General features: G+C 63.7%; 19 protein-coding genes and 1 pseudogene. 10 read left to right on the forward strand and 10 right to left on the reverse strand.

Features of this window, described 5'->3' with window-relative positions; translation table 11 throughout:
• Positions 1 to 62: 62 nt before the first annotated feature.
• Positions 63 to 794 (reverse strand): aspartate/glutamate racemase family protein, encoded by a 732-nt coding sequence (locus ACVW1B_RS37795; RefSeq protein ID WP_253605078.1) that lies wholly within the window; start codon positions 792 to 794, stop codon positions 63 to 65.
• Between the two features lie 158 nt (positions 795 to 952).
• Complete coding sequence (locus ACVW1B_RS37800; protein WP_253605077.1) at positions 953 to 1,633, reverse strand: alpha/beta hydrolase family protein; 681 nt, start codon at positions 1,631 to 1,633, stop codon at positions 953 to 955.
• Positions 1,634 to 1,882: 249 nt separating this feature from the next.
• On the opposite strand from ACVW1B_RS37800, the gene ACVW1B_RS37805 reads away from it, so the two are divergent.
• The gene (locus ACVW1B_RS37805; protein WP_168858708.1) at positions 1,883 to 3,718 is read left to right on the forward strand and encodes a c-type cytochrome; all 1,836 of its coding nucleotides are present in this window, start codon (positions 1,883 to 1,885) and stop codon (positions 3,716 to 3,718) included.
• 129 nt (positions 3,719 to 3,847) lie between these two features.
• Here ACVW1B_RS37805 and ACVW1B_RS37810 read toward each other — a convergent pair whose 3' ends face one another.
• Positions 3,848 to 4,684 carry an IS5 family transposase gene (locus ACVW1B_RS37810; RefSeq protein ID WP_253605076.1) on the reverse strand — a complete coding sequence of 279 codons (837 nt, stop codon included), beginning with the start codon at positions 4,682 to 4,684 and terminating at the stop codon, positions 3,848 to 3,850.
• A 243-nt stretch (positions 4,685 to 4,927) separates the two neighbouring features.
• Positions 4,928 to 6,463 carry an aspartate ammonia-lyase gene (locus ACVW1B_RS37815; protein ID WP_253605075.1) on the reverse strand — a complete coding sequence of 512 codons (1,536 nt, stop codon included), beginning with the start codon at positions 6,461 to 6,463 and terminating at the stop codon, positions 4,928 to 4,930.
• Positions 6,464 to 6,784: 321 nt separating this feature from the next.
• On the opposite strand from ACVW1B_RS37815, the gene ACVW1B_RS37820 reads away from it, so the two are divergent.
• Together ACVW1B_RS37820 and ACVW1B_RS37825 are read left to right on the forward strand one after the other, a co-directional pair.
• Positions 6,785 to 7,498 carry a hypothetical protein gene (locus ACVW1B_RS37820; RefSeq protein WP_253605074.1) on the forward strand — a complete coding sequence of 238 codons (714 nt, stop codon included), beginning with the start codon at positions 6,785 to 6,787 and terminating at the stop codon, positions 7,496 to 7,498.
• Between the two features lie 149 nt (positions 7,499 to 7,647).
• The gene (locus ACVW1B_RS37825) at positions 7,648 to 8,751 is read left to right on the forward strand and encodes an IS4 family transposase (protein ID WP_076824845.1); all 1,104 of its coding nucleotides are present in this window, start codon (positions 7,648 to 7,650) and stop codon (positions 8,749 to 8,751) included.
• Between the two features lie 451 nt (positions 8,752 to 9,202).
• Here the strand turns inward: ACVW1B_RS37825 and ACVW1B_RS37830 are convergent, their stop codons facing one another.
• A complete protein-coding gene (locus tag ACVW1B_RS37830) occupies positions 9,203 to 10,240 on the reverse strand; it encodes an IS110 family RNA-guided transposase (protein ID WP_253605065.1) in 1,038 nt (345 codons plus the stop codon).
• A 196-nt stretch (positions 10,241 to 10,436) separates the two neighbouring features.
• Between ACVW1B_RS37830 and ACVW1B_RS37835 the strand changes: the two are divergent.
• A pseudogene (locus tag ACVW1B_RS37835) lies at positions 10,437 to 11,423 on the forward strand (IS30 family transposase); the annotation flags it as partial.
• Between the two features lie 196 nt (positions 11,424 to 11,619).
• On the opposite strand, the gene ACVW1B_RS37840 reads toward ACVW1B_RS37835, so the two are convergent.
• Positions 11,620 to 12,621, reverse strand: coding sequence for an NADP-dependent oxidoreductase (locus ACVW1B_RS37840; RefSeq protein ID WP_253605070.1), 1,002 nt, complete (start codon positions 12,619 to 12,621; stop codon positions 11,620 to 11,622).
• Between the two features lie 229 nt (positions 12,622 to 12,850).
• Between ACVW1B_RS37840 and ACVW1B_RS37845 the strand changes: the two genes are divergently transcribed.
• Both ACVW1B_RS37845 and ACVW1B_RS37850 read left to right on the forward strand, forming a co-directional pair.
• Complete coding sequence (locus ACVW1B_RS37845) at positions 12,851 to 14,140, forward strand: dicarboxylate/amino acid:cation symporter (protein ID WP_028336266.1); 1,290 nt, start codon at positions 12,851 to 12,853, stop codon at positions 14,138 to 14,140.
• Between the two features lie 12 nt (positions 14,141 to 14,152).
• Positions 14,153 to 15,109 (forward strand): amino acid ABC transporter substrate-binding protein, encoded by a 957-nt coding sequence (locus tag ACVW1B_RS37850; protein WP_253605069.1) that lies wholly within the window; start codon positions 14,153 to 14,155, stop codon positions 15,107 to 15,109.
• Between the two features lie 57 nt (positions 15,110 to 15,166).
• On the opposite strand, the gene ACVW1B_RS37855 is transcribed toward ACVW1B_RS37850, so the two are convergent.
• Positions 15,167 to 15,394 (reverse strand): hypothetical protein, encoded by a 228-nt coding sequence (locus ACVW1B_RS37855; RefSeq protein WP_028337614.1) that lies wholly within the window; start codon positions 15,392 to 15,394, stop codon positions 15,167 to 15,169.
• Positions 15,395 to 15,730: 336 nt separating this feature from the next.
• On the reverse strand, positions 15,731 to 15,988 hold the full coding sequence (locus ACVW1B_RS37860) for a hypothetical protein (RefSeq protein WP_253605068.1): 258 nt from the start codon (positions 15,986 to 15,988) through the stop codon (positions 15,731 to 15,733).
• Positions 15,989 to 16,203: 215 nt separating this feature from the next.
• On the opposite strand from ACVW1B_RS37860, the gene ACVW1B_RS37865 reads away from it, so the two are divergent.
• The gene (locus tag ACVW1B_RS37865) at positions 16,204 to 16,560 is read left to right on the forward strand and encodes a response regulator (protein WP_253605067.1); all 357 of its coding nucleotides are present in this window, start codon (positions 16,204 to 16,206) and stop codon (positions 16,558 to 16,560) included.
• Positions 16,561 to 16,580: 20 nt separating this feature from the next.
• A complete protein-coding gene (locus ACVW1B_RS37870; protein WP_076832724.1) occupies positions 16,581 to 16,781 on the forward strand; it encodes a hypothetical protein in 201 nt (66 codons plus the stop codon).
• 58 nt (positions 16,782 to 16,839) lie between these two features.
• Here the strand turns inward: ACVW1B_RS37870 and ACVW1B_RS37875 are convergent, their stop codons facing one another.
• The gene (locus ACVW1B_RS37875) at positions 16,840 to 17,775 is read right to left on the reverse strand and encodes an ATP-grasp domain-containing protein (RefSeq protein ID WP_456822836.1); all 936 of its coding nucleotides are present in this window, start codon (positions 17,773 to 17,775) and stop codon (positions 16,840 to 16,842) included.
• Positions 17,776 to 18,072: 297 nt separating this feature from the next.
• Here ACVW1B_RS37875 and ACVW1B_RS37880 point away from each other — a divergent pair, with 297 nt between their 5' ends.
• On the forward strand, positions 18,073 to 18,846 hold the full coding sequence (locus ACVW1B_RS37880) for a ferredoxin--NADP reductase (RefSeq protein ID WP_076832718.1): 774 nt from the start codon (positions 18,073 to 18,075) through the stop codon (positions 18,844 to 18,846).
• Between the two features lie 297 nt (positions 18,847 to 19,143).
• Here the strand turns inward: ACVW1B_RS37880 and ACVW1B_RS37885 are convergent, their stop codons facing one another.
• Entirely contained in the window at positions 19,144 to 20,181 is a 1,038-nt protein-coding gene (locus ACVW1B_RS37885; protein ID WP_253605065.1) for an IS110 family RNA-guided transposase, read from the reverse strand.
• A gap of 281 nt (positions 20,182 to 20,462) precedes the next feature.
• Here ACVW1B_RS37885 and ACVW1B_RS37890 point away from each other — a divergent pair, with 281 nt between their 5' ends.
• Positions 20,463 to 21,332 carry a patatin-like phospholipase family protein gene (locus tag ACVW1B_RS37890; protein ID WP_253605064.1) on the forward strand — a complete coding sequence of 290 codons (870 nt, stop codon included), beginning with the start codon at positions 20,463 to 20,465 and terminating at the stop codon, positions 21,330 to 21,332.
• Positions 21,333 to 21,600: the final 268 nt, after the last annotated feature.

Raw genomic sequence — 21,600 nt, forward strand, 5'->3', positions numbered from 1 at the left:
ATATCGCCACTTGCCGAGAAATGGATTGCTTCGTCGCTATGCTCCTCGCAATGACGCAGTCACTACTTTTGGTCAGGCGCGAATCCTTCGAGCATACCGTGGTATTTTTTCGCCGCGGGCGACGCGTAAGCACCGCGGCGCGACGTCGTCAGCTTGAGGCCGGCAAGCGCTTCCGCCTGCTTCACCGCGGCGGCCACGCCGTCGACCACGGGCACGCCGAATTGCACCGACAGCTCATGGGCAAGATCGGCCATGCCGGCGCAGCCGAGCACGATGGCGTCCGCGCCCTTGTCCAGTGCCCGCGCGATCTCGGCCCCCAGCTTGGCCTTGGCGCCCGAGCCCGGCTTCTCGAGATCGAGCACCGCGACGTCGCAGGCGGTGACCACCGCGCGGTCGGCAAAGCCGTAACGGCGCACCAGTTCCTCCAGCGGCACGATCGAGCGCGGCAGCGTGGTGACGATGCCGATGCGCTTGGCGATCTGTCCGGCGGTGACCAGCGCCGCCTCGCAGATGCCGACCACCGGATAGCGCGCAGCCGACCGCGCGGCATCCAGCCCGGTGTCGTCGAAGCATGCGACGATGCCGGCACCGACGTCGGGCGTCTTCAGCAGCGCCTCGATCAGCCCGGGCACGGCGAAGGCCTCGTCATAGAAGCCTTCGATCGAGGCCGGTCCCATCGCAGATGTGACGGCGACGATCTCGGTGCCCGGTGCGGCCACCGCCCGCGCGGCGGTCGCGATGGTCGCGGTCATCGACGCGGTGGTGTTGGGATTGACGATCAGGATCCTGGTCATGGGTGGAGAATAACATCCCTTTCGCGGCCAAGCGTAGCCCGGATGAGCCAACGGGTCGCGCGAACGCGCGCCCGATGACAGGCTCCGCAATATCCGGGACCGATCTCGCCCGCGGCATGCAGACCCCGGATGTCGCTTCGCTCATCCGGGCTACACACCTATGAATGCTTCGCCACCCAGCCCGCGAAGGCATCGAGCACCTCGGCCATCACCTCGCGGTCGTTGCGGCCGGAGCGCTTGAGGACATGGAAGGAGTGGTCGGCCTCCTGCACCAGATCCAGCGTCGCGCGATGACCCAACCCCTTCACCACGGGCTCGAGCAGGTCGAGTTCGGCCAGCGCATCGCGCGTGCCCTGCAGGAACAGCATCGGGACCTCGACCTCGGCGAGATGCCTGGCCCGCTCACTCGACGGCTTGCCGGCGGGATGCAGCGGAAAGCCGAGAAACACCAGCCCGCGCACGCCGGCGAGCGGCGCCTTGGCCTGTGCCTGCGAGGTCATGCGTCCGCCGAACGACTTGCCGCCGGCGAACAGCGGCAGTTCGCCGCAATGACGCGCGGCCTCCGCCACCGCGGCGCGCACCGTTGCCTGCGCGACGGCGGGCGGATCGGGCCGCTTGCTGCCCTTCTCCATGTAGGAAAACTGATAGCGCAATGTCGCGATGCCGCGCTCCGCCAGGCCCTCCGCAATCGCGGCCATCGAGGGATGCGTCATGCCGGCGCCGGCGCCATGGGCAAACACATAGGCGCTACGGGCCTGCGCCGGCCGCAACAGCAACGCGGACACCGTGCCGTGGTTCGAGACCGTGATCGTGAGCGGCTGCGCGCCTGACGTGTTCAAGATGACATCTCGAGGAATTGTTGCGCCGTTGTTTCTAGCCGCAGGCCTCGATGCGCGCAAATGCCGCCGCGGAGGGAACGCCGCAAGTGAACTGGCTCACAGCCAATCAACATTTCCGCTGTTAGACCAAGCGCCGCCACTGTAGGATGGCGCACATAGTATCACACGCTTAACGCGAATTCGTTTTTCGGCGAATTTTAACATCTGATCCATATCACGCGCGGGTACCGCGAACTGGGGGAACGGGGCATGCCTCGCAAGACGATATTCGTCATCGGACTGTTGATTGTCGCCGGCGTGCTCTATTTCAAGGACGATATCGAGACGGTGGCGAGCGGTTTCCGCGTCAAGGTCGTCGACTACCAGCCGCCGGCAAAGACGGTGTGGCTGGATCAGAATGTCAGCGCGGAGCGGCTGCGCTGGTTCTATCACGCCGACCAGGGCACACGGACCTTCGGCATTCCCCATGAATGGTTCATGGCGCTGGAGCAGCCGACGGTCTGGCCGCTGTTCACCGCGGCGCCGCGACTCAGCGAGACCAATTATCTCGGCCGCTTCGGCTTTATTCCCGACACGGTGATTCCGGGCAAACCCGATGCGCTGCCGATCGGCTTTTCGCAGGGCGGCCCGATGGCCGATGCCAACGGCGCGCCGTGGCGCAATCCGCACAGCAAGGCGGATATGACCGGCGTCGGCCTGACCTGCGCCGCCTGCCACACCGGCAGCTTCAGCTATCGCGGCACCGAGATCGTGATCGACGGTGGGCCGGCCAACACCAATCTGTTCGAATTCCAGAAGAGCGTCGGCGTCTCACTGCTGCTGACGCGGTTCTGGCCGGGCCGCTTCTCGCGCTTTGCCGACGAGATCCTCGGCAAGGATGCCAGCCTCGACGAACGCATGGCGCTGCGCGGCCAGCTCGACCTCGTGCTGAAGCAATACGCCAACATCAATTCGCTGGAGAACAAGGTCGCCGCCAACAGCGTCGAGGAAGGCTATGCGCGGCTCGACGCGCTGAACCGGATCGGCAACCAGGTGTTCTCGATCGACCTGAACAACCCGAACAACTACGCCTCGCATTCGGCGCCGGTGCATTTCCCGCGAATCTGGAACGCACCGTGGTTCAGCTGGGTGCAATATGACGGCTCGATCATGCAGCCGATGGTACGCAACGCCGGCGAGGCGCTCGGCGTCAGCGCCGAGCTCAACCTGCTCGACGAGTCCAAGGGGCTTTACAAATCGAGCGCGCGGATCGACGTGCTGCACGAGATGGAGCGGATGATCGCCGGCGAGCCGCCCAGCGAGGACAAGGGTTTTGGCGGACTTGCTTCGCCGAAATGGCCGGAGAACATCCTGCCGCCAATCAACATGGACCTCGCGAAGAAGGGCGGCGAGCTCTACAAGACGCATTGCCAGGGCTGTCACGGCCCGGCGATCGACAGCAAGGCGCTGCCCGCGAGCGAAGCCTTTGCGCTGTTCAAGGACAAGAGGCGCTGGACCAGGAACGAGGCCGGCCAGCCGCTGCTCGATGTCGAGATGATTCCGATCAGCCATATCGGTACCGACAGCGCGCAAGCCGAGGGCCTCGCGCACCGCACCGTCGAGACGCCGGCCAATCTGAACATCAAGGACAGCAGTTTCGGTCCTGCGCTCGGCGATCTCGTCGAGAAGACCGTCGACTATTGGTACGACCAGAACAAGACCCCGCCGGAAGATCGCAAGCGCATCAACGGCTACCGGCCGAACGAGATCCAGGCGCCGCTCGCCTACAAGGTCCGGCCGCTCAACGGCATCTGGGCGACCCCGCCGTATCTGCACAACGGCTCGGTCCCGACCATCTACGCACTGCTGTCGCCGGTGAAGGACCGTCCCGCGACCTTCTATCTCGGCGGCCGGGAGTATGATCCCAAGGATCTCGGCTACGTCTGGAAGGACAAGATCAGGAACGCCTTCCTGCTCGACACCACCAAGCGCGGCAACGGCAATTCCGGACACGAATTCTCCAACGAGAAGCGCACCGGCGTGATCGGGCCGGAGCTGAAGGAAGATGAACGCCGCGCCCTGATCGAGTTCATCAAGACGCTGTAGGCCCCCGAAGGGACTGCGCCCCCTCTCCCGCTTGCGGGGGAATCGCATATAGAAAAATCTGTCGGGCAGCGTCCTCGCGGCCATCCTTCGAGACGCCGCTGCGCGGCTCCTCAGAGTCTGACTCATAAGTCACCCAACCTTACCAGCAGCGGCAAGTCTGCGGGTCAGGAGCCTGATGTGTGCAATCAGCAGCCAGGCAGCTTCGGTTGCCACCGTCGCCTCGAAGTCCTTGGCGAGGCGGCGGCATCTGCCGAACCAAGCGAATGTGCGTTCAACCACCCACCGCCTCGGCAGAAGCTGGAAGCCTTTGACGCCTTGAGGCCGCTCGACGATCTCGACAGTCCATGGACCGCAGTCTGAGAGCGCGTCGAGGAGTTGATTTCCGCGGTAGATCCGGTCGGCAAAGACGTGGCGCAGCCGGGGGAAGTTCATCCGCACGTTCTTCAGCAGCGGTACGGCGCCATGGCAGTCCTGAACGTTGGCCGGATGAACATGAACCCCGAGGAGGAGGCCATTGGTATCCGTCACGATATGCCGCTTGCGGCCGTAGATGCGCTTGCCTGCATCGTAGCCGCGCGGTCCGCCAGCTTGGGTGGTCGGCGCACTTTGACTGTCGATCACGGCTGCCGTCGGCTTCGGTGTCCGTCCAAGCTTTTTTCGCGCCCGTCGGACAAGCACGCTGACAATCCTCTGCCACCGGCCTGTATCCCGCCATCTATAAAAATAGCCCTGCACCGTCGAATAGGGCGGGAACTCCTGCGGCAACGCCCGCCACTGGCAGCCGGTCGAAACGATATAGAGGATCGCTTCGATCACACGACGCAGCTCCGTCTTACGCGGCCGGCCGCGCCGGTTCGCTCGCGGCAACAGGCGTCTGATCAGCGCCCACTCCGCATCGGTCATATCGCTTGCATAACGCAGATCGTCCCGCCGATATTGCTCCCGAGTGATCTTGGTCCAGGGCATCGTGCTCTCCCTCGAATCTCTGCAAATCCGATGGAATCACACCCCACTGAGATCACTCACTCATTTTTCAGTCAGGCTCTCAGGATGACGGGTCTTGTTTTGCGGCACTCATGGTGAGGAGCGCCGCTTGCGGCGCGTCTCGAACCACGAGGCCGAGTTACCTCCGTAGCCGCTGAAGGTCATATGCGATTGCCCTACCCGCAAGCGGGAGAGGGAGCCGACTGCCGATGCAGCGGCTGTCCTTCAACTCCTCGGCACCGGCTGCCGGCGCGCCGGGCGGGTCATGGCCTCGAGCTCGAGGAGCTGGTTGAGCTGCGCTTCGGTCAGCAGTTTTTCCTCCAGCACGATGTCGGCGACCGAGCGGTTCTCCTTGAGCGCACGGCGCGCCACGCGCGATGAGGCCTCGTAGCCGAGCGACGGCGCCAGCGCCGTGATCAGGCCGATCGAGCCCTGCACCAGGTTGCGGCAGCGCTCGCGATCGGCCTCGATGCCGTCGACACAGCGCTTGGTCAGCGTATCGACCGCCGCCGTCAGCATGCGCAGCGAGCTCAAGACGCAATAGCCGATGGTCGGCTCGAACGCGTTGAGCTGCAACTGGCCGCCTTCGGCGCACATCGTGACCGTGAGGTCGTGCCCGATCACCAGGAAAGCCACCTGGTTGACCACCTCGGGAATGACGGGATTGACCTTGCCGGGCATGATCGACGAGCCGGCCTGCACCGCGGGCAGGCGGATTTCGCCGATGCCGGTGCGCGGTCCGGACGACAACAGCCGCAGGTCGTTGCAGATCTTTGAGAGCTTGACCGCGACGCGCTTGAGCACGCCGGAGAACAGCACGAAGGCGCCGAGATCGGACGTCGCCTCGATCAGGTTGGAGGCCAGCACCATCGGCTGGCCGGACAGCCGCGACAATTCCTCGACTGCGAGCGCCGCATAGCGCGGATCGGCATTGATGCCGGTGCCGATCGCGGTGGCGCCGAGATTGACCTCGCGGAACAGCGCGGAAATCTCGTTCAGGCGCGCGACATCCTCCTTCACGGTCACGTGGAAGGCGTCGAATTCCTGGCCGAGCGTCATCGGCACCGCATCCTGAAGCTGGGTGCGCCCCATCTTCAACACGTCGGCGAACTCCACCGCCTTGCCCTTGAGGGAGTAGGCGAGATCGTCCAGTGCGCGCACCAGCGGCTGGGTGGCGAAGATCACCGCGAGCCGCAGCGCGGTCGGATAGGCGTCGTTGGTCGACTGCGCCATGTTGACGTCGTCGTTCGGATGCAGCGCGTGATAGTCACCCGGCTTGCGCCCCATCAGCCGCAGCGCGACGTTGGCGATCACCTCATTGGCGTTCATGTTGGTCGACGTGCCGGCACCGCCCTGGATCGCGTCGACGACGAAGGATTCGGCATAGACCTTTTCGGTCGCAATCTGGGTGCAGGCCGCCTCGATCGCATCCGCCTTCTCGGGTGCGAGATAGCCGAGCCGCTTGTTGGCGCGCGCTGCGGCCTGCTTCACCAGCGCCAGCGCGCGGACGAATTCCGGGAAGTGCCCGACCGGCACGCCGGTGATCGGAAAGTTCATCACCGCGCGCTTGGTGTGAATGCCCCACAGCGCATTGGCCGGCACGTCGTCCTCGCCGAGCAGATCGTGCTCGGTGCGGGACTGCGCCTGCTCGATCGGCACGGTGCGGACGGTCGCGACCGCGAGGTGGCTGGGGCCGCCGCTCTCGCCGGAGGGGGACGCGGCAGCTGCAGTGTTGGCGGTCTCAACCTTCGATTCGGCCATGGTACCTCCGTTACCTCTCGCAGATCTTGTCGTCAGCGACGCCGGCGATGATGCGCCCGGCGGGCGTCGAAAGCCAATGCCTATCGGCAGAGTCTTGCACACCGGTGAGCGGAGGGACGCGGAAAAGCAGCATTGGCGCGCGCCGAACCGGGAGATTAAGGGCTTTGCCTTATCCGTCATGATAATAACAACTTATAGCTCGATATCGCGGCTCGCTTCGCGACCGATGCGGCTGCTTTCTCCGCCCCGTCGTCGCGTGCTAGACGAGCATCGACTGGCGCAAGGGCGCCGCCGACACTGAACGAACCAAGGACCAAAGCCGTGTCCAACAATAACGAAGCGATCACCATCAAATTCCGCTGCCCCGCGGAGCTCGAGGGCAAGATTCCGCCGCCGATGCCTGCGTCGTTGGGGCTTCCCGGATGGCTCAAAGCGATGCCGACGCAGGCCTTCAATACGATGAGCAATCGCGAAGAGGATACCGTCAAGCGCTGCCCGCCATTCGTCGATGCGATGACATCGGGTTTCCTGTTGCCGCTGATCTGCGATCTCAAGGTCGAGAATGGCGCGATCACCTGGGACAACGAGCTTCCGGCCGGCGGCGCGCTCGAATTCCCGCGCTCGCCGGTCGGCTTCCACGACGAAAGCCAGGTGGTCGGCTCGCCGCTGTTCGAGCCCGACCGCTTCGTCATCAAGTTCGTCAATCTGTGGACCATCGAGGCGCCGCCGGGCTACTCGCTGTTCTTCACGCACCCGGTCAACCGGTTCGACCTGCCGTTCACCACGCTGACCGGCATGGTCGATTGCGATCTGTTTCACGACAGCTGGGTTCATTTCCCGGCACGCTGGCACGACACCAGTTTCAACGGCGTATTGCCCAAGGGCACGCCGGTTGCGCAGTGCTTCCCGGTGAAGCGCGAAAACTGGGTCGCGCAGACCGCGGCGATGACGCCGGATGAAACATCGCGCGCCCAGGAACTGACCAACAGGATGGCCCGCGAGTCCGGACTCTATCGGCGCCAATTCCGGACGTAGAGCGGGCGCGCGAAGCTCCGCTGCGGCCTCCTCCATCATTGCGAGCTACCCGATGGGAGGCTCGGCATCCACCGCCGTCGTCCTGGCTTTCGCCCATAGGCGCTAAAATAGGATTTGCGCCTTGGATTCGCTTGTGATTCCAAGATGGAATGGCACACGAATCGCTTGTGAACAAAGATTGGGCGCGCGTTGTCGCCCGACTTGGCGGAGCCGAGGCTCTGAACATTAGCGCGCGCAAGACGAAGGCGTTTGTCCGTCCGCGGGAGATCAGCAATGCGGTCGACTTGCTGCGCCTGATCTTGGCTTATTGCCTTGGTGAGAAAGGGCTGCGGTTGACGGCGGCATGGGCCACGTCGGTTGGGCTTGTCGATATCTCCAACGTGGCTCTGTTGTATCGCTTACGTCAGTGCGGAGATTGGCTGGCAATCTTGGTCGAGCAGGCGCTTGCCGCCGCGGCGCCGAAGGCGAGCCGCGGTCGTCTGATCCGTATTGTTGACGCCACGACGGTCCCCAAGGCTGGGACGAGCGGCAGGAACAAGAACGCAGTGTGGCGTATCCATAGCGCGTTCGATCTTCCGCAGGAGCGCTTTGGTCACTTCGAACTGACCGATCAGCGAGCGGGCGAGACGCTGGATCGGATACCGGCGGTTGCCGGTGAGATCCGTCTTGCCGATCGCGCCTATCTGCAACCGGAGCGCATGGCGCATCTCGTCGATGCCGATGCGGACTTCGTGATCCGGGCCGGCTGGAAGAGCGCGCGCTGGCTCGATGCCGAAGGTAATCTTGTTGACCTCACTGCCGAACTGCGCAACGCCTCGGCGCGTGGCCTGATCGATCGGCCGATTTGGATAAAGCGCAAGTCAGGTGCGCCGCCGCTCGCAGTGCGTCTGGTTGCCGCGAAGAAGCCGGCGCAAGCTGCTGCGGCTGCGCGACGCAAGGCGCGCCGGACTGCACAAAAGGGAGGTCATCAGCTCTCCAGGCAAACACTTGACGCCGCAGATTGGGTGATCCTGGTGACCTCACTCAGGCCAGAGGACTTCACGACTGCAGATATCCTCGCCCTCTATCGGCTGCGATGGCGCATTGAGCTCGGCTTCAAGCGGCTGAAAAGCCTGATTGGCCTGAAGGGACCTCCCGGAACCGACGAGCGGTCCGCCAGACCCCATATCCTCGCTCATCTGCTGATCATTCTATTGCTCGAGCCGCTCGTCGACGAACTCGAAGACTCTCCCCGCTTGGCCGACGCCGCCTGACCCACCCAGTGACGTGGCGTCTGCTGCGCCAGCTCGTAGCTTCGCTACGGCAAGCGATCATTCCACAGCCCGCAATCGCTCTACTCTGCAGAGCCAGTCACGCTCTCCGGCGACATCTACGCGAGCCACCCAGACATAAGCGCCACTATCAGACTATGATCAAACTATCTTAGCGCCTATGGGCGAAAGCCAGGACCCATATGTGGACGGCCCCCGTGGCACAAGAGCTGTTTGGTGAGATCGGATCGCTTGCATCCATATGTCCGGCCTGTTGGGTGCGATCGAATGGATCGCTGGCCAAGATGGTTTGCGCGATGCGAGTTCCAAACAACCACGCGGCCTGTTGGCAGCCGATGGGTCCTGCGGACTGTCTCGCATCGTTGCTCGATCGATCGCTCCATCTGCTCTTGCAGCTCCGGTCGGCCGGCGAGCGAGCCCGCCGGCTAATCGATTAGGCGGCGGCTGTCATGGGATTCATCCGTGCCGCCTCGTAACTCTCGCCCGTTGCCATCAGCTTCCAGGCGATACGGGCCACTTTGTTGGCGAGCGCCACGGCCGCAAGCTTCGGCGGCTTGCGCTTGATCAGGGCCAGCAGCCAGCGCGAGTGATGACCGCGTCCCCGCCTGGCCTGCTGGATCACCGCTGTGGCCCCGACCACCAGCAGACGGCGCAAGTTCTCATCGCCAGCCCGCGTGATCTTGCCAAGCCTGGTCTTGCCAGCGGTGGAGTGGTCCTTGGGTGTCAATCCCAGCCAGGCCGCAAAATGACGACCAGAACGGAACGTGCGCGGATCAGGTGTCTTCATCACCAGCGCGGTTGCAACGATCGGACCGACCGAGGGGATCTGAGCCAAGCGCCGGCCCGTGGCATCGGCGCGGTGCCAGGCCATCAGCTTGGCCTCAACCGCCTCCAACTCACCCTCGAGCCTGACGCGCTCCCGGCCCAGCACCACAAACAGCTCGCGCGCCAGAACCGGAAGCGTCTCGTCCTGCGCAATCCGCACCAGCAGGGGTTCGATCGCGTCCAGTCCCTTGGGGGCGATCAGGCCATACTCCGCCGCGTGGCCGCGTATCGTATTGGTCAGCTGGGTGCGCCGGACGATCAATCCGTCGCGGACACCCATCAGCATCAGCGCGGCCTGCTGCTCGGCCGTCTTCACCGGCACGAAGCGCATGCTCGGCCGGCTCATCGCTTCACACAGGCCTTCTGCATCCCGCCCGTCATTCTTGTTCCGCATCACGTAGGGTTTGACCAATTGCGGTGCCATCAGCTTCACCTCGTGACCGAGCTTGGAAAGCTGACGCGCCCAATGTTGCGAAGCCCCGCAGGCCTCCATCCCGATCACAGTCGGCGGCAATTTGGCGAAGAACTCCAGCACTTGTTTGCGCGACAGCTTCTTGCGCAGCACCACCTGCTCCGCCGCATCAACCCCATGCAGCACAAAAATATACTTCGACGTATCAATCCCAATGCGGATAATCTGGTTCACGGACGGCTCCCTTGTATGAGATCTAGACAACCTCATTCTGGCACACTGATGCCGTAGGGGGCCGTCCACACCATCAACCACCGTCTTCGGTGATGAGCGGGATCGCGGCCCGGTGTCGCTCAACAATCGAGACTTGGGGTAATGGGTCCCCTGAGTTCACAAACGAAGTGCAACACTTCCTTGAGGAGGTGTTGCCATGGGGCGGACTTACAAGCAGCTCTCTCTGGACGACCGATGCGAGATTGCCTGCCTATCGGCCAATGGCAGCTCGGTCCGGCAAATCGCGGCAGCTCTGGATCGCTCGCCATCAACGATCTCGCGGGAACTGAGGCGCAATCGGGGGAGCCAGGTCGGCTACAAGCCGAGCTATGCCCAGCACCAGATGCGAGCGCGGCGCTGGACGGGCGGACGCCTCGAACGGGAGCCCGGCCTGCGCCGCGCGGTGTTGCAACGCCTTCGCCGCGGCTGGTCGCCCGAGCAGGTCGCTGGCCGGCTGGCCCGCGAGTGCGGGCGCAAGGTGATCTCCCACGAGACCATCTACCGCTTCATCTATGGCCAACTCAGGCGCACCACGGACTTCAACTGGCGGCGCTATCTGCCGCGCGCCAAGAGCAAGCGCGGCTGCCGCGGCAAGCGGGGCGGCAGCCCCGCAAGCTTCATCGAAGGCCGTGTATCCTTGGCAAATCGGCCGCTCGAAGCGGCCGACCGCAGCGTGCCCGGACACTGGGAGGCCGACCTGATGATGTTCTCGAAATACGGTCAGGCCGTGCTGACCGTGCACGAGCGCACCTCGCGGCTGCTGCTCGGCATCCGCCTTGCCAGCAAGGTCGCGCGCGGTGTCGCCCGCCATCTCGTGGGCTTCTTCGCGCCCCTTCCACAAGAGCTGCGCCAGAGCGTTACCTTCGACAACGGCACCGAGTTCGCCGGTCACCTGGCGCTGCACCGCCTCTCGATCGCGACCTTCTTCTGCGATCCCCATGCCCCCTGGCAGAAGGGTGGCATCGAGAACGCCATCGGCAGGATGCGCCGCTTTATTCCCCGCAAGACGGATCTCGTAACCCTCTCGACCGCCAGGTTCCGCCAGTTCATCGCCGCCTACAACAACACCCCGCGCAAATGCCTTGACTACCGCACGCCTGCCGAGTCCTTTGCTCAAGTGTTGCACTTCGAATGTGAATCCACCTCCCGGCTTTCGCCGGGACGACGAGGGGAGAGATTGCGCTGCATCCCCGTCACCCTGAGGAGGCCGCGAAGCGGCCGTCTCGAAGGGTCGACGGCCACCAGCCGAGCCGTACATCCTTCGAGACGCGCTACGCGCTCCTCCAGCGACAAAGGCGAAGCCTTTGCGCGGGGATGACGGGTTCGGAGATGTTCCCCGCCTACACCTTCACCATGCGCTTGCCGCGGTTTTCGCCGGCGAGCAGGCCGATCAGCGCCTGCGGCGTGTTCTCTATCCCGTTGATGACGTCCTCCTGCACCTTGAGTTTGCCCGAGGCGACCCAGGACTGCAGGTCGGCGAGTGCGGCGTCGCGCTGGTCCATGTAGTCCATCACGATGAAGCCCTGCATGATCAGCCGCTTCACCACGATCAGGCCGGGCACGCCGCGCGGGCCGTGCGCGGAGGGGACGCCGTCATATTGCGAGATCGCGCCGCAGCAGGCGATGCGGCCGCGATTGTTCATCTGCGCCAGGCAGGCTTCCAGAATGTCGCCGCCGACATTGTCGAAATAGACGTCGATGCCCTTGGGCGCGGCCGCGCGCAGCGCCTTGTAGGTGGCGCCGTCCTTGTAGTCGACCGCGGCGTCGAAGCCGAGCTCGCTGGTCAGCCAATGGCACTTGTCCTTGCCGCCGGCGATGCCGACGACGCGGCAGCCCTTGATCCCGGCGATCTGGCCGACGATCGAGCCGACCGAGCCCGCGGCCGCCGACACCACCACGGTCTCGCCTTCCCTGGGCTTGCCGACATGGAGCAGGCCGAAATAGGCGGTCAGGCCGGCAACGCCGTAGACGCTGAGCAGATGCGTCATCGGCTCGAGCTTCGGCATCTTCGCCAGATGCTTGGCGGGCACGGCGGCATAATCCTGCCAGCCGGTGTCGCCGAACACGATATCGCCGGGCTTCAGGCTAGAATCCTTCGACGAGATCACCTCGGCGATGCTGCCGCCGGCCATCACGGTGTTGGCTTCCACCGCAGCGCGGTACGTGGCGCCGTGCATCCAGGCGCGGTTGGCGGCATCGAGCGAGATGTAGCGCGTCCGCACCAGCGCCTCGCCGTCCTTCGGCGTGGGGATCGTCCCCGTGGTCAGACGAAAATGCTCGGGGCCAAGCTTGCCGGTCGGCTTTTCAACAAGCAGGATCTGGCGATTGACGGTGTCGTTCATTGGCGGTGTCTCCCCCTTTGCCTTCCCTTGGCGTTGGTCGTTTCGCATGCAATTGACTGCGACGCACGCAGCGCCTTGCACAGATTGTGCGCTGCATGAACGCTAGTCCGCGCGCTGGCATTCCACAACGGGAACGTTTCGGCAAAGTCGCGCTGGACGCGAAGCGTGTTGCGTAGCTGCGCAAATCTGCCACACTTGCCCTCCGCCGGGAACTGACGGGGGTAAGAGAATGTCCAGCAGGTTTACGCAGTATATCCTGATTGCGATGGTCCTTGGCATCGCGATGGGGACGATTGTCTTCAACTACTTTCCTGACAGCCGTGCCGAGATCGCAGCAGACGTCAACCTGATCGCGATGCTGTTCCTGCGTCTGATCAAGATGATCATCGCGCCGCTGGTTTTCGCGACCCTCGTCGGCGGCATCGCCCATATGGGAAGCGGCGCCAAGCTCGGCCGCATCTTTGCCAAGACCATGGGCTGGTTCGTCTCCGCCTCCTTCGTCTCGCTGCTGCTCGGCCTCGTGATGGTCAACCTGCTGCAGCCCGGCGCCAACTTCCCCGGCACGCTGCCCGACAAGGCGCAGTCGACCGGACTGCCGGTGTCGGCGTTCTCGATCGAAAAATTCCTCACCCATCTGATCCCGACCTCGATCGCGGACGCGATGGCGCAGAACGAGATCCTGCAGATCGTCGTGTTCGCGGTGTTCTTCGCGGTTGCGCTCGGTGCGATGCCTGAACGGGCCAAGCCGATCATGAGCCTGATCGACGACCTCGCGCACATCATGCTCAAGGTCACCGGCTATGTGATGCTGTTCGCGCCGCTCGCGGTGTGGGCCGCGATCATGGCGACCGTCTCGAAGAACGGCCTCGGCGTGCTCTGGAAGCTCATCGTCTTCATGGGCGGCTTCTATCTCTCGCTCCTGATCCTGTGGGGCATCCTGGTCGTCGTCGGGTTCATCGTGATCGGGCCACGCTACAGCCATCTCTTGCGGCTGATCCGCGAGCCGCTGATGATCGCGTTCTCGACCGCCTCGTCGGAGGCGGCCTATCCGAAGACGCTGGAGGGGCTGAACAGGTTCGGCGCCTCCTCGCGCATCTCGGCCTTCGTGCTGCCGCTCGGCTATTCCTTCAATCTCGACGGCACGATGATGTACTGCACCTTCGCGAGCATCTTCATCGCGCAGACCTACCACATCGAGATGTCGGTCGGCACGCAGCTCGCGATGCTGGCGACGCTGATGATCACCTCGAAGGGCGTTGCCGGCGTGCCGCGCGCCTCGCTGGTGGTGATCGCCTCGACGCTGGCGCAGTTCAACATCCCCGAGGCGGGCCTGCTGATGATCATGGGCATCGACACCTTCCTCGACATGGGCCGCAGCGCCACCAACGTGATCGGCAACTCGCTGGCGACCGCCGTGGTCGCGAAGTGGGAGGGCGAGCTGAAGGCCGAGCACGAGCTCGGGCCCGACGACGCGGTGCCGCAGGATGCGGTGCCGGGCGCCGTGATGGCCGGCCATTGAGGGGAGGGATGCATGCATCGCGCCCGCTGGAGGCCGATACGGGCTGAGGCGCCTCTCCTGTCGACACGCCTGCTGTCAGCTTGTCTGCTGGCGGCAAGCCTGTTCGCCGCACCGGCGTCCGCACAGCCGGCGGGCGAGGGGCTCAGCCCCACGCTCGCCAACATCAAGGCCACGCACACGGTGCGGATCGGCTATCGCGAAAGTTCGCCGCCGTTCTCGTTCCTCGATCACTCCAACCGGCCGATCGGCTACAGCCTCGAGCTGTGCGATGCGATCGTCGAGGAGATCGGGACCGAGGTCGACGACGCCAATCTCAAGGTCGACTACGTCAAGGTCACCTCCGACGACCGCATTCCGGCGGTCGTCGACAAGAAGATCGACCTGGAATGCGGCTCGACCACGGCGAATGCCGAGCGCGGCAGGCAGGTCGCATTCTCGCCGCTGATGTTCGTGGCCGGTACCAAGCTGATGGTGCCGAAGGCCTCCGGCGTCACCCAGGTTGCCGACCTGAAGGGCAAGACGGTGGTAGTAACCAAGGGCACCACCAACGAGCAGGCGATGCACAATGTCGACGCCAAGCAAAAGCTCGGCCTCAACATCGTCACCGCACCGGACCACGAGCAGTCCTACCAGATGCTGGTGGACGGCAAGGCGGATGCGTTCGCGACCGACGACATCCTGCTCTACGGCCTGATCGCGCGGCACAAGTCGCAGGACAAATTCCGCGTCACCGGCGACTACCTGTCCTACGATCCCTACGGCATCATGTACCGCAAGGGCGAGCCGCAGATGAAGGACGTGGTCGAGCGTGCGTTCCGCAGGCTGGCCTCGAACCGCGACATCGTCCCGCTCTACAACAAATGGTTCGTCGCCCGGCTGCCGACCGGCGAGAAGCTGAACGTCGCGCTGTCACCGCAGCTCGAAGAGGCCTTCAAGGCGCTCGACGATTCACCGGGCGGGTCGAACTAGCCGCGAATTTCGGCCTCTCCCCTCGCGGGAGAGGTCTGAATTCCAGCGCGACTTCGCTCACCGCCAATAGCGGCGCGACAAATCCAGGCACTGCCGGACCCAGTATCCGTTCACGTGGATCAACTGGCACGTGCTCGGAGGCGGCTCCTTGATGATTGGGTAGCCGTGGATGTCGATATTCGTCGGGGCCGTGACGCCACGCCAAAACACCGCGTTGGCGGCCGGAGGATTGAAGGCGGCGGCGAACGCCGCCAGTGCGACGAAGCTCAAAAGAAGTTTGCGCATAATCTGTTTCCGGATCAATCAATGCACGGAAGCGTACTCCCTTGCGCAGGATGAGCAAGGCGCCGAATCGATTAAAATGACGGCCAGAACTTCGGTGCCGGCTGCACCGCCGCCCCCGCGTCAGCCGCCGCGAACCGCCATGCATGCGAGGGCAACGATGCCGACCGCTGTCAAAACAACCATGACCTGGAAAACCGCGCGCCCAAGAATCGCTCCCATCAAAGCTCCGTCGATCCGGCGGGATCTTCCTTCGAGTGTCCACGCGCCGCGATCTCTGGAGCATCATCGGCAGGCAAGATTCGGCTGTTGAAGTCTGCGAGCTCGTTGCTTCACCAGCTAATGTCGTTCGGCGACAAGTCGATCGACCTGTTGCTTCAGCTCTGCTTCCATTTCGGAAATGACGTCGTGCGGCAGGCGAGCGCGAAGCGGATCGGTCGTCTCGTGCTGCATCCTGGGCTGCTTGGCGAGCGCGGGTCGTTTAAGCGCCTGATCCTCGATCCATCGTCGAGAGGACGCATAGCCTGTCGCGCCGGCCGTCACGTCAGTCCCGTAGGGTTCGCAAGGATCCTGATCCGGCTGCACCGCGTTCTTCATGAGCTCTGCCTCCTGGCACTATCTCGCAAGAATTCACTTGCTCAGGCCCGAACCATTCGGCTCGTCCGGCTCGTCGCCCATCAATGACGCTGAAACCTGCAAAGTTGTTCCGCACGGAACCTGCAAAGGTCTGCCGGAGCAGTCCCTCATGAAGCGGGAACCAGAACCATAAACATCCTCGTTCGTTAACTCTGGTTGATCGTTCGGAGGTCGCCATGGCTTACGCGAGACCAATTCGTCAAATAGCAATTGTGGTCGAAGACGACACGATCCAGCGCGACATGATTGCGCTGTTGTTGGAAGAAGGCCATTTCGACGTCATCCAGTGCGAGGACGCCGAGACGGCAGCGCTGGCCATCAAGATGCGTCATCCGTCGCTGGTGGTCACGGACATCAAGCTCACGGGCAAAATGGATGGCGTCGAGCTTGCACGCTTGGCCGTCGATTGCGACCCGGGCGTGCGCGTTATGGTCATCTCGGGCCGGCCCCCGGACAGCGCGCTGCCTGAGGGCGTCAAGTTTTTCGAGAAGCCGGTTTATCCACCCATGCTGCTGCGAGAGCTGGCGTCGTAGATCTCGCCGATGGGTGGCCCATGCAAGACGATCCCGAAATCGATTGGCACCGGGAGCAGATTGCGAAGAACCGGGAACTGATCGCGGAATTGCAATCCGGAAATACGGCGGGGGCTGACGTGTTCCCAGAGACGCAAGCCGAGATCGATCGTCTCACGGCACAGATCGAGCAATCGGAATTGATCGTCGCCGCCTATGAAAAGGAGCACCCGCAAGACTGATCGGGCGCTCACAGTGCAGGATCGCGCCGGCGAGCCCGCGTCGTCGGGCAGGGAAACGCTACGCGAACACTTCGTCCAGCGCCGCCGAATACGCTGCCTCGACCAGCGCCGGATGCCGGCGCCCCAACGCTTCCATCTTCACCCCGGAGTTCACCTCGAGGATTTTCCACGCGCCATCCGTGCGCACGACGTCGATCGAGGCGAAGCGGATGCCGACGGTTTGCGCGGCCTTGATCGCGAGCGCGACGCAGGCCTCGCGCATTGCGTCATCGGCGAGCAGCACGGGCTCCGCGCCGGCATCGAGGTTGTGCCGCCAGTTCAGCAGAAGCCGTTCGCCGGCGGGCGGAACGGCGTCGAGCGCGGCGGCATCGAAATCCTCGGTGATGGTCTTGAGTTGCTCGGCCGTCGCGCTCGCCTGCGCCAGCGCGCGCAGCGACTGGATGCCGTCGCCAGTCACCGACGGGCGCGCCTTGCCGTAGACGATCAGCGCGCGCGCATCGAGCAGCACGACGCGCACCTCGTCCACGATCTCGACATAGGGCGAGATGGCGAGACTTGGATGTGCGGCAAGGACGCGCGCGACCGCGGTCTCCAATTGCGCCCGCGTCGTCACGCGGAACACGAGCTCGCCGGAGGTCCCCTCATTGGGTTTGACGACGAGCCCCTGCGGATGCTGCTCGAGCAGACGCTGCATCGCGTCCAGCGAGTCCGATCCCGGGATGTGCTTGCTGAGCTTCGCGCCCAAAAACAGCGTATGCGGAATGACGGGGACGCCGGCTGATGCCAGCACGTCCGCGCAGGCCGATTTGTCGTCGGCGACCTGATGCGCGACCGCGCTGTTCAGCCCGACGTCGTAGCCGATCGCGAGCCGCCGCGCGTTGCCCTTGGTCATGGTGACCAGCCAGCCGCCGGACCGCACCTCGACGGCAATCGCGTGCGCCAAACAATATTTTTTGATGGTTTCCAGGAAGATTCGCTGGCTGATCAGGACCACGAGATCATTTTCCCTTCACCGCGGTTTTCGTAGCAATTAATTGCCAGATCGATGCCGATCTCAGCAAGTAAATTACGTGCAGCGCCACGTGTTAACGATGACGTCGTTGAACCTCTGCGCGAAATCGAACGACTGCCATTCTGAGATCGCAATTGCACGCCAGTTGATCTTGACTATCTCCTGCATTGGCGCAATGGACACGCGAGATCTTCAGTGATTTCGGCCACTTCCGCGCCGTCGCGAGCCGTCTAGAAATCAAACCATTCTAATTCTGGTCAGTCGAGAAAACGAAAACCCATGAGCGCGTTCTATCGAGAGAAAGTTCTTTCCGTTCAGCACTGGACCGATACGCTTTTCAGCTTCCGGGCGACCCGCGATTCCGGTTTCCGCTTCCAGAACGGGCAGTTTGCCATGATCGGCCTCGAGGTCGACGGCAGGCCGCTGCTGCGCGCCTATTCGATGGCGAGCGCCAATCACGAGGAAGAGCTCGAGTTCTTCTCGATCAAGGTGCAGGACGGCCCGCTCACCTCCAAGCTGCAGAAGATCCGCGAGGGCGACACCATCCTGGTCGGCCGCAAGGCGACCGGCACGCTGATCACCGACAACCTGATTCCCGGCAAGCGGCTGATGCTGCTGTCGACCGGCACCGGCCTCGCGCCGTTCGCCAGCCTGATCAAGGACCCCGAGGTCTATGATCGCTACGATCAGATCCTGCTGGTGCATGGCTGCCGCCAGGTCTCCGAGCTCGCCTATGGCGAGGAGCTGGTCGCCAAGCTGCGCGACGACGAACTGTTCGGGCCGCTGCTGTCCGAGAAGCTCTCATACTATCCGACCGTGACGCGCGAGCCGTTCCGCAACCGCGGCCGCATCACCGATCTGATCACCTCCAACCAGCTGTTCAGCGACCTGCATCAGGGCCCGCTCGACATCGAGACCGACCGCATCATGATGTGCGGCAGCCCGGCGATGCTGGAAGAGCTGAAGCAGCTGTTCGAGACGCGCGGCTTCAAGGAAGGCAGCGGCAACACCCCCGGTCACTTCGTGATCGAGAAGGCGTTCGTCGAGCGTTAAGGCCTCGAGCATTAAGATTGTCGTCCTGGCGAAAGCCAGGACCCATATGTGGACGGCCCCCGTGGCACAAGAGCTGTTTGGTGAGATCGGATCGCTTGCATCCATATGTCCGGCCTGTTGGGTGCGATCGAATGGATCGCTGGCCAAGATGGTTTGCGCGATGCGAGTTCCAAACAACCACGCGGCCTGTTGGCAGCCGATGGGTCCTGCGGACTGTCTCGCATCGTTGCTCGATCGATCGCTCCATCTGCTCTTGCAGCTCCGGTCGGCCGGCGAGCGAGCCCGCCGGCTAATCGATTAGGCGGCGGCTGTCATGGGATTCATCCGTGCCGCCTCGTAACTCTCGCCCGTTGCCATCAGCTTCCAGGCGATACGGGCCACTTTGTTGGCGAGCGCCACGGCCGCAAGCTTCGGCGGCTTGCGCTTGATCAGGGCCAGCAGCCAGCGCGAGTGATGACCGCGTCCCCGCCTGGCCTGCTGGATCACCGCTGTGGCCCCGACCACCAGCAGACGGCGCAAGTTCTCATCGCCAGCCCGCGTGATCTTGCCAAGCCTGGTCTTGCCAGCGGTGGAGTGGTCCTTGGGTGTCAATCCCAGCCAGGCCGCAAAATGACGACCAGAACGGAACGTGCGCGGATCAGGTGTCTTCATCACCAGCGCGGTTGCAACGATCGGACCGACCGAGGGGATCTGAGCCAAGCGCCGGCCCGTGGCATCGGCGCGGTGCCAGGCCATCAGCTTGGCCTCAACCGCCTCCAACTCACCCTCGAGCCTGACGCGCTCCCGGCCCAGCACCACAAACAGCTCGCGCGCCAGAACCGGAAGCGTCTCGTCCTGCGCAATCCGCACCAGCAGTGGTTCGATCGCGTCCAGTCCCTTGGGGGCGATCAGGCCATACTCCGCCGCGTGGCCGCGTATCGTATTGGTCAGCTGGGTGCGCCGGACGATCAATCCGTCGCGGACACCCATCAGCATCAGCGCGGCCTGCTGCTCGGCCGTCTTCACCGGCACGAAGCGCATGCTCGGCCGGCTCATCGCTTCACACAGGCCTTCTGCATCCCGCCCGTCATTCTTGTTCCGCATCACGTAGGGTTTGACCAATTGCGGTGCCATCAGCTTCACCTCGTGACCGAGCTTGGAAAGCTGACGCGCCCAATGTTGCGAAGCCCCGCAGGCCTCCATCCCGATCACAGTCGGCGGCAATTTGGCGAAGAACTCCAGCACTTGTTTGCGCGACAGCTTCTTGCGCAGCACCACCTGCTCCGCCGCATCAACCCCATGCAGCACAAAAATATACTTCGACGTATCAATCCCAATGCGGATAATCTGGTTCACGGACGGCTCCCTTGTATGAGATCTAGACAACCTCATTCTGGCACACTGATGCCGTAGGGGGCCGTCCACACCATCAACCACCGCTCTTTGTTTGTCGAAGGCTGGGGCCCCATCAGGCTCCAGCCTTTTGCATTTGTGGTAATGGGTCCTGGCTCCCGTGCGCAATTGCGCACTAGGCCAGGACGACCCGTGAGTATGTGGCGTCTCCCATTCCCCCGCTGCTATAACGCCCCCAACGCCGCGCGGCCGTTGCGCGAAAGCGGCGATCTGGGAGCAGCACCTTGTCCATCACCGATCCGGATGCACCGAAGACCGCCTTTGTGTTTGCCGGCGGCGGCAGCTTTGGCGCGATCCAGGTCGGCATGCTGCAGGCGCTGGCCGCGCATGGCGTGGTCGCCGACATGGTGGTCGGCTCCAGCGTCGGCGCACTGAACGGCGCGTTCTATGCCGGCGACCCGACGGTCCCGGGCGTCGCACGGCTGGCCGAGATCTGGCGCGGCCTCAACCGGCAGGACGTGTTTCCGGTGACGTGGCGGACGCTGGTGAGCTTCCTGTGGCGGCGCGACTTCCTGATCCCGCATGACGGCGTCCGCAAGCTGATCGACGACTACATCCCGTTCCGCAATCTCGAGGACGCGCGGATCCCGATCCACATCGTCACCACAGACATCATCAGCGGCGACAGCGTGGTGCTGTCGGAAGGTTCGACCGCCGAGGCGATCGTCGCGTCGACCGCGATCCCCGGCGCGTTCACGCCGGTGCATTACCGCGATCGTTTCCTGGCCGATGGCGCGATCTCCAGCAACACGCCGGTCCGCGTCGCGGTCAGGCACGGTGCCAAACGCCTGATCGTGCTGCCGACCGGGCATGCCTGCGCCAACCAGGCGCCGCCGGTCGGCGCGCTCGCCAATGCGCTGCACGCGCTGACGCTCCTGATCGCGCGGCAACTCGTCAACGAGCTCGAGAACATCGGGCCCGATGTCGAGTACTTCGTGGTGCCGCCGCTCTGCCCGCTGGTCGGCTCGCCCTACGATTTCTCGCGGACTGCCGATCACATTACCCGGGCACTCGACACCACCAACGCCTGGCTCGACGGCGACGGCCTGAAGCCGGGTCACATCCCGCACGAATTGCAGCCGCACGAGCACTAGGCGAACGGTGCTCTCTCCTCATCTCCTCTGCAAGCGCACTCACATGCGCGGGTGATGACACCGCGTAGTGCGACGCCTCGAATCGAGAACCATCTCCATTGTCGTCCCTGCGAAAGCAGCGACCCATACGCTGCGGCGGATCTTGTTGAAGGGACTCGTCGTTCCAGCGTGGCCCAACAATTGGCATTTGTGGTCATGGGTCCCTGCTCCCGTGCGCAAGTGCGCACTAGGCAGGGACGACAGGTTGGAGGAGCCGCAGACTCACATC

The organism is Bradyrhizobium sp. USDA 4502 (assembly GCF_054063355.1).

Bases quoted from the DNA above. Each gene is read 5' to 3' on its own strand.
- ACVW1B_RS37795 (WP_253605078.1), bottom strand. From the start codon at position 794: ATGACCAGGATCCTGATCGTCAATCCCAACACCACCGCGTCGATGACC.
- ACVW1B_RS37805 (WP_168858708.1), top strand. From the start codon at position 1,883: ATGCCTCGCAAGACGATATTCGTCATCGGACTGTTGATTGTCGCCGGC.
- ACVW1B_RS37810 (WP_253605076.1), bottom strand. From the start codon at position 4,684: ATGCCCTGGACCAAGATCACTCGGGAGCAATATCGGCGGGACGATCTG.
- ACVW1B_RS37815 (WP_253605075.1), bottom strand. From the start codon at position 6,463: ATGGCCGAATCGAAGGTTGAGACCGCCAACACTGCAGCTGCCGCGTCC.
- ACVW1B_RS37825 (WP_076824845.1), top strand. From the start codon at position 7,648: ATGGCACACGAATCGCTTGTGAACAAAGATTGGGCGCGCGTTGTCGCC.
- ACVW1B_RS37840 (WP_253605070.1), bottom strand. From the start codon at position 12,621: ATGAACGACACCGTCAATCGCCAGATCCTGCTTGTTGAAAAGCCGACC.
- ACVW1B_RS37845 (WP_028336266.1), top strand. From the start codon at position 12,851: ATGTCCAGCAGGTTTACGCAGTATATCCTGATTGCGATGGTCCTTGGC.
- ACVW1B_RS37850 (WP_253605069.1), top strand. From the start codon at position 14,153: ATGCATCGCGCCCGCTGGAGGCCGATACGGGCTGAGGCGCCTCTCCTG.
- ACVW1B_RS37855 (WP_028337614.1), bottom strand. From the start codon at position 15,394: ATGCGCAAACTTCTTTTGAGCTTCGTCGCACTGGCGGCGTTCGCCGCC.
- ACVW1B_RS37860 (WP_253605068.1), bottom strand. From the start codon at position 15,988: ATGAAGAACGCGGTGCAGCCGGATCAGGATCCTTGCGAACCCTACGGG.
- ACVW1B_RS37865 (WP_253605067.1), top strand. From the start codon at position 16,204: ATGGCTTACGCGAGACCAATTCGTCAAATAGCAATTGTGGTCGAAGAC.
- ACVW1B_RS37870 (WP_076832724.1), top strand. From the start codon at position 16,581: ATGCAAGACGATCCCGAAATCGATTGGCACCGGGAGCAGATTGCGAAG.
- ACVW1B_RS37880 (WP_076832718.1), top strand. From the start codon at position 18,073: ATGAGCGCGTTCTATCGAGAGAAAGTTCTTTCCGTTCAGCACTGGACC.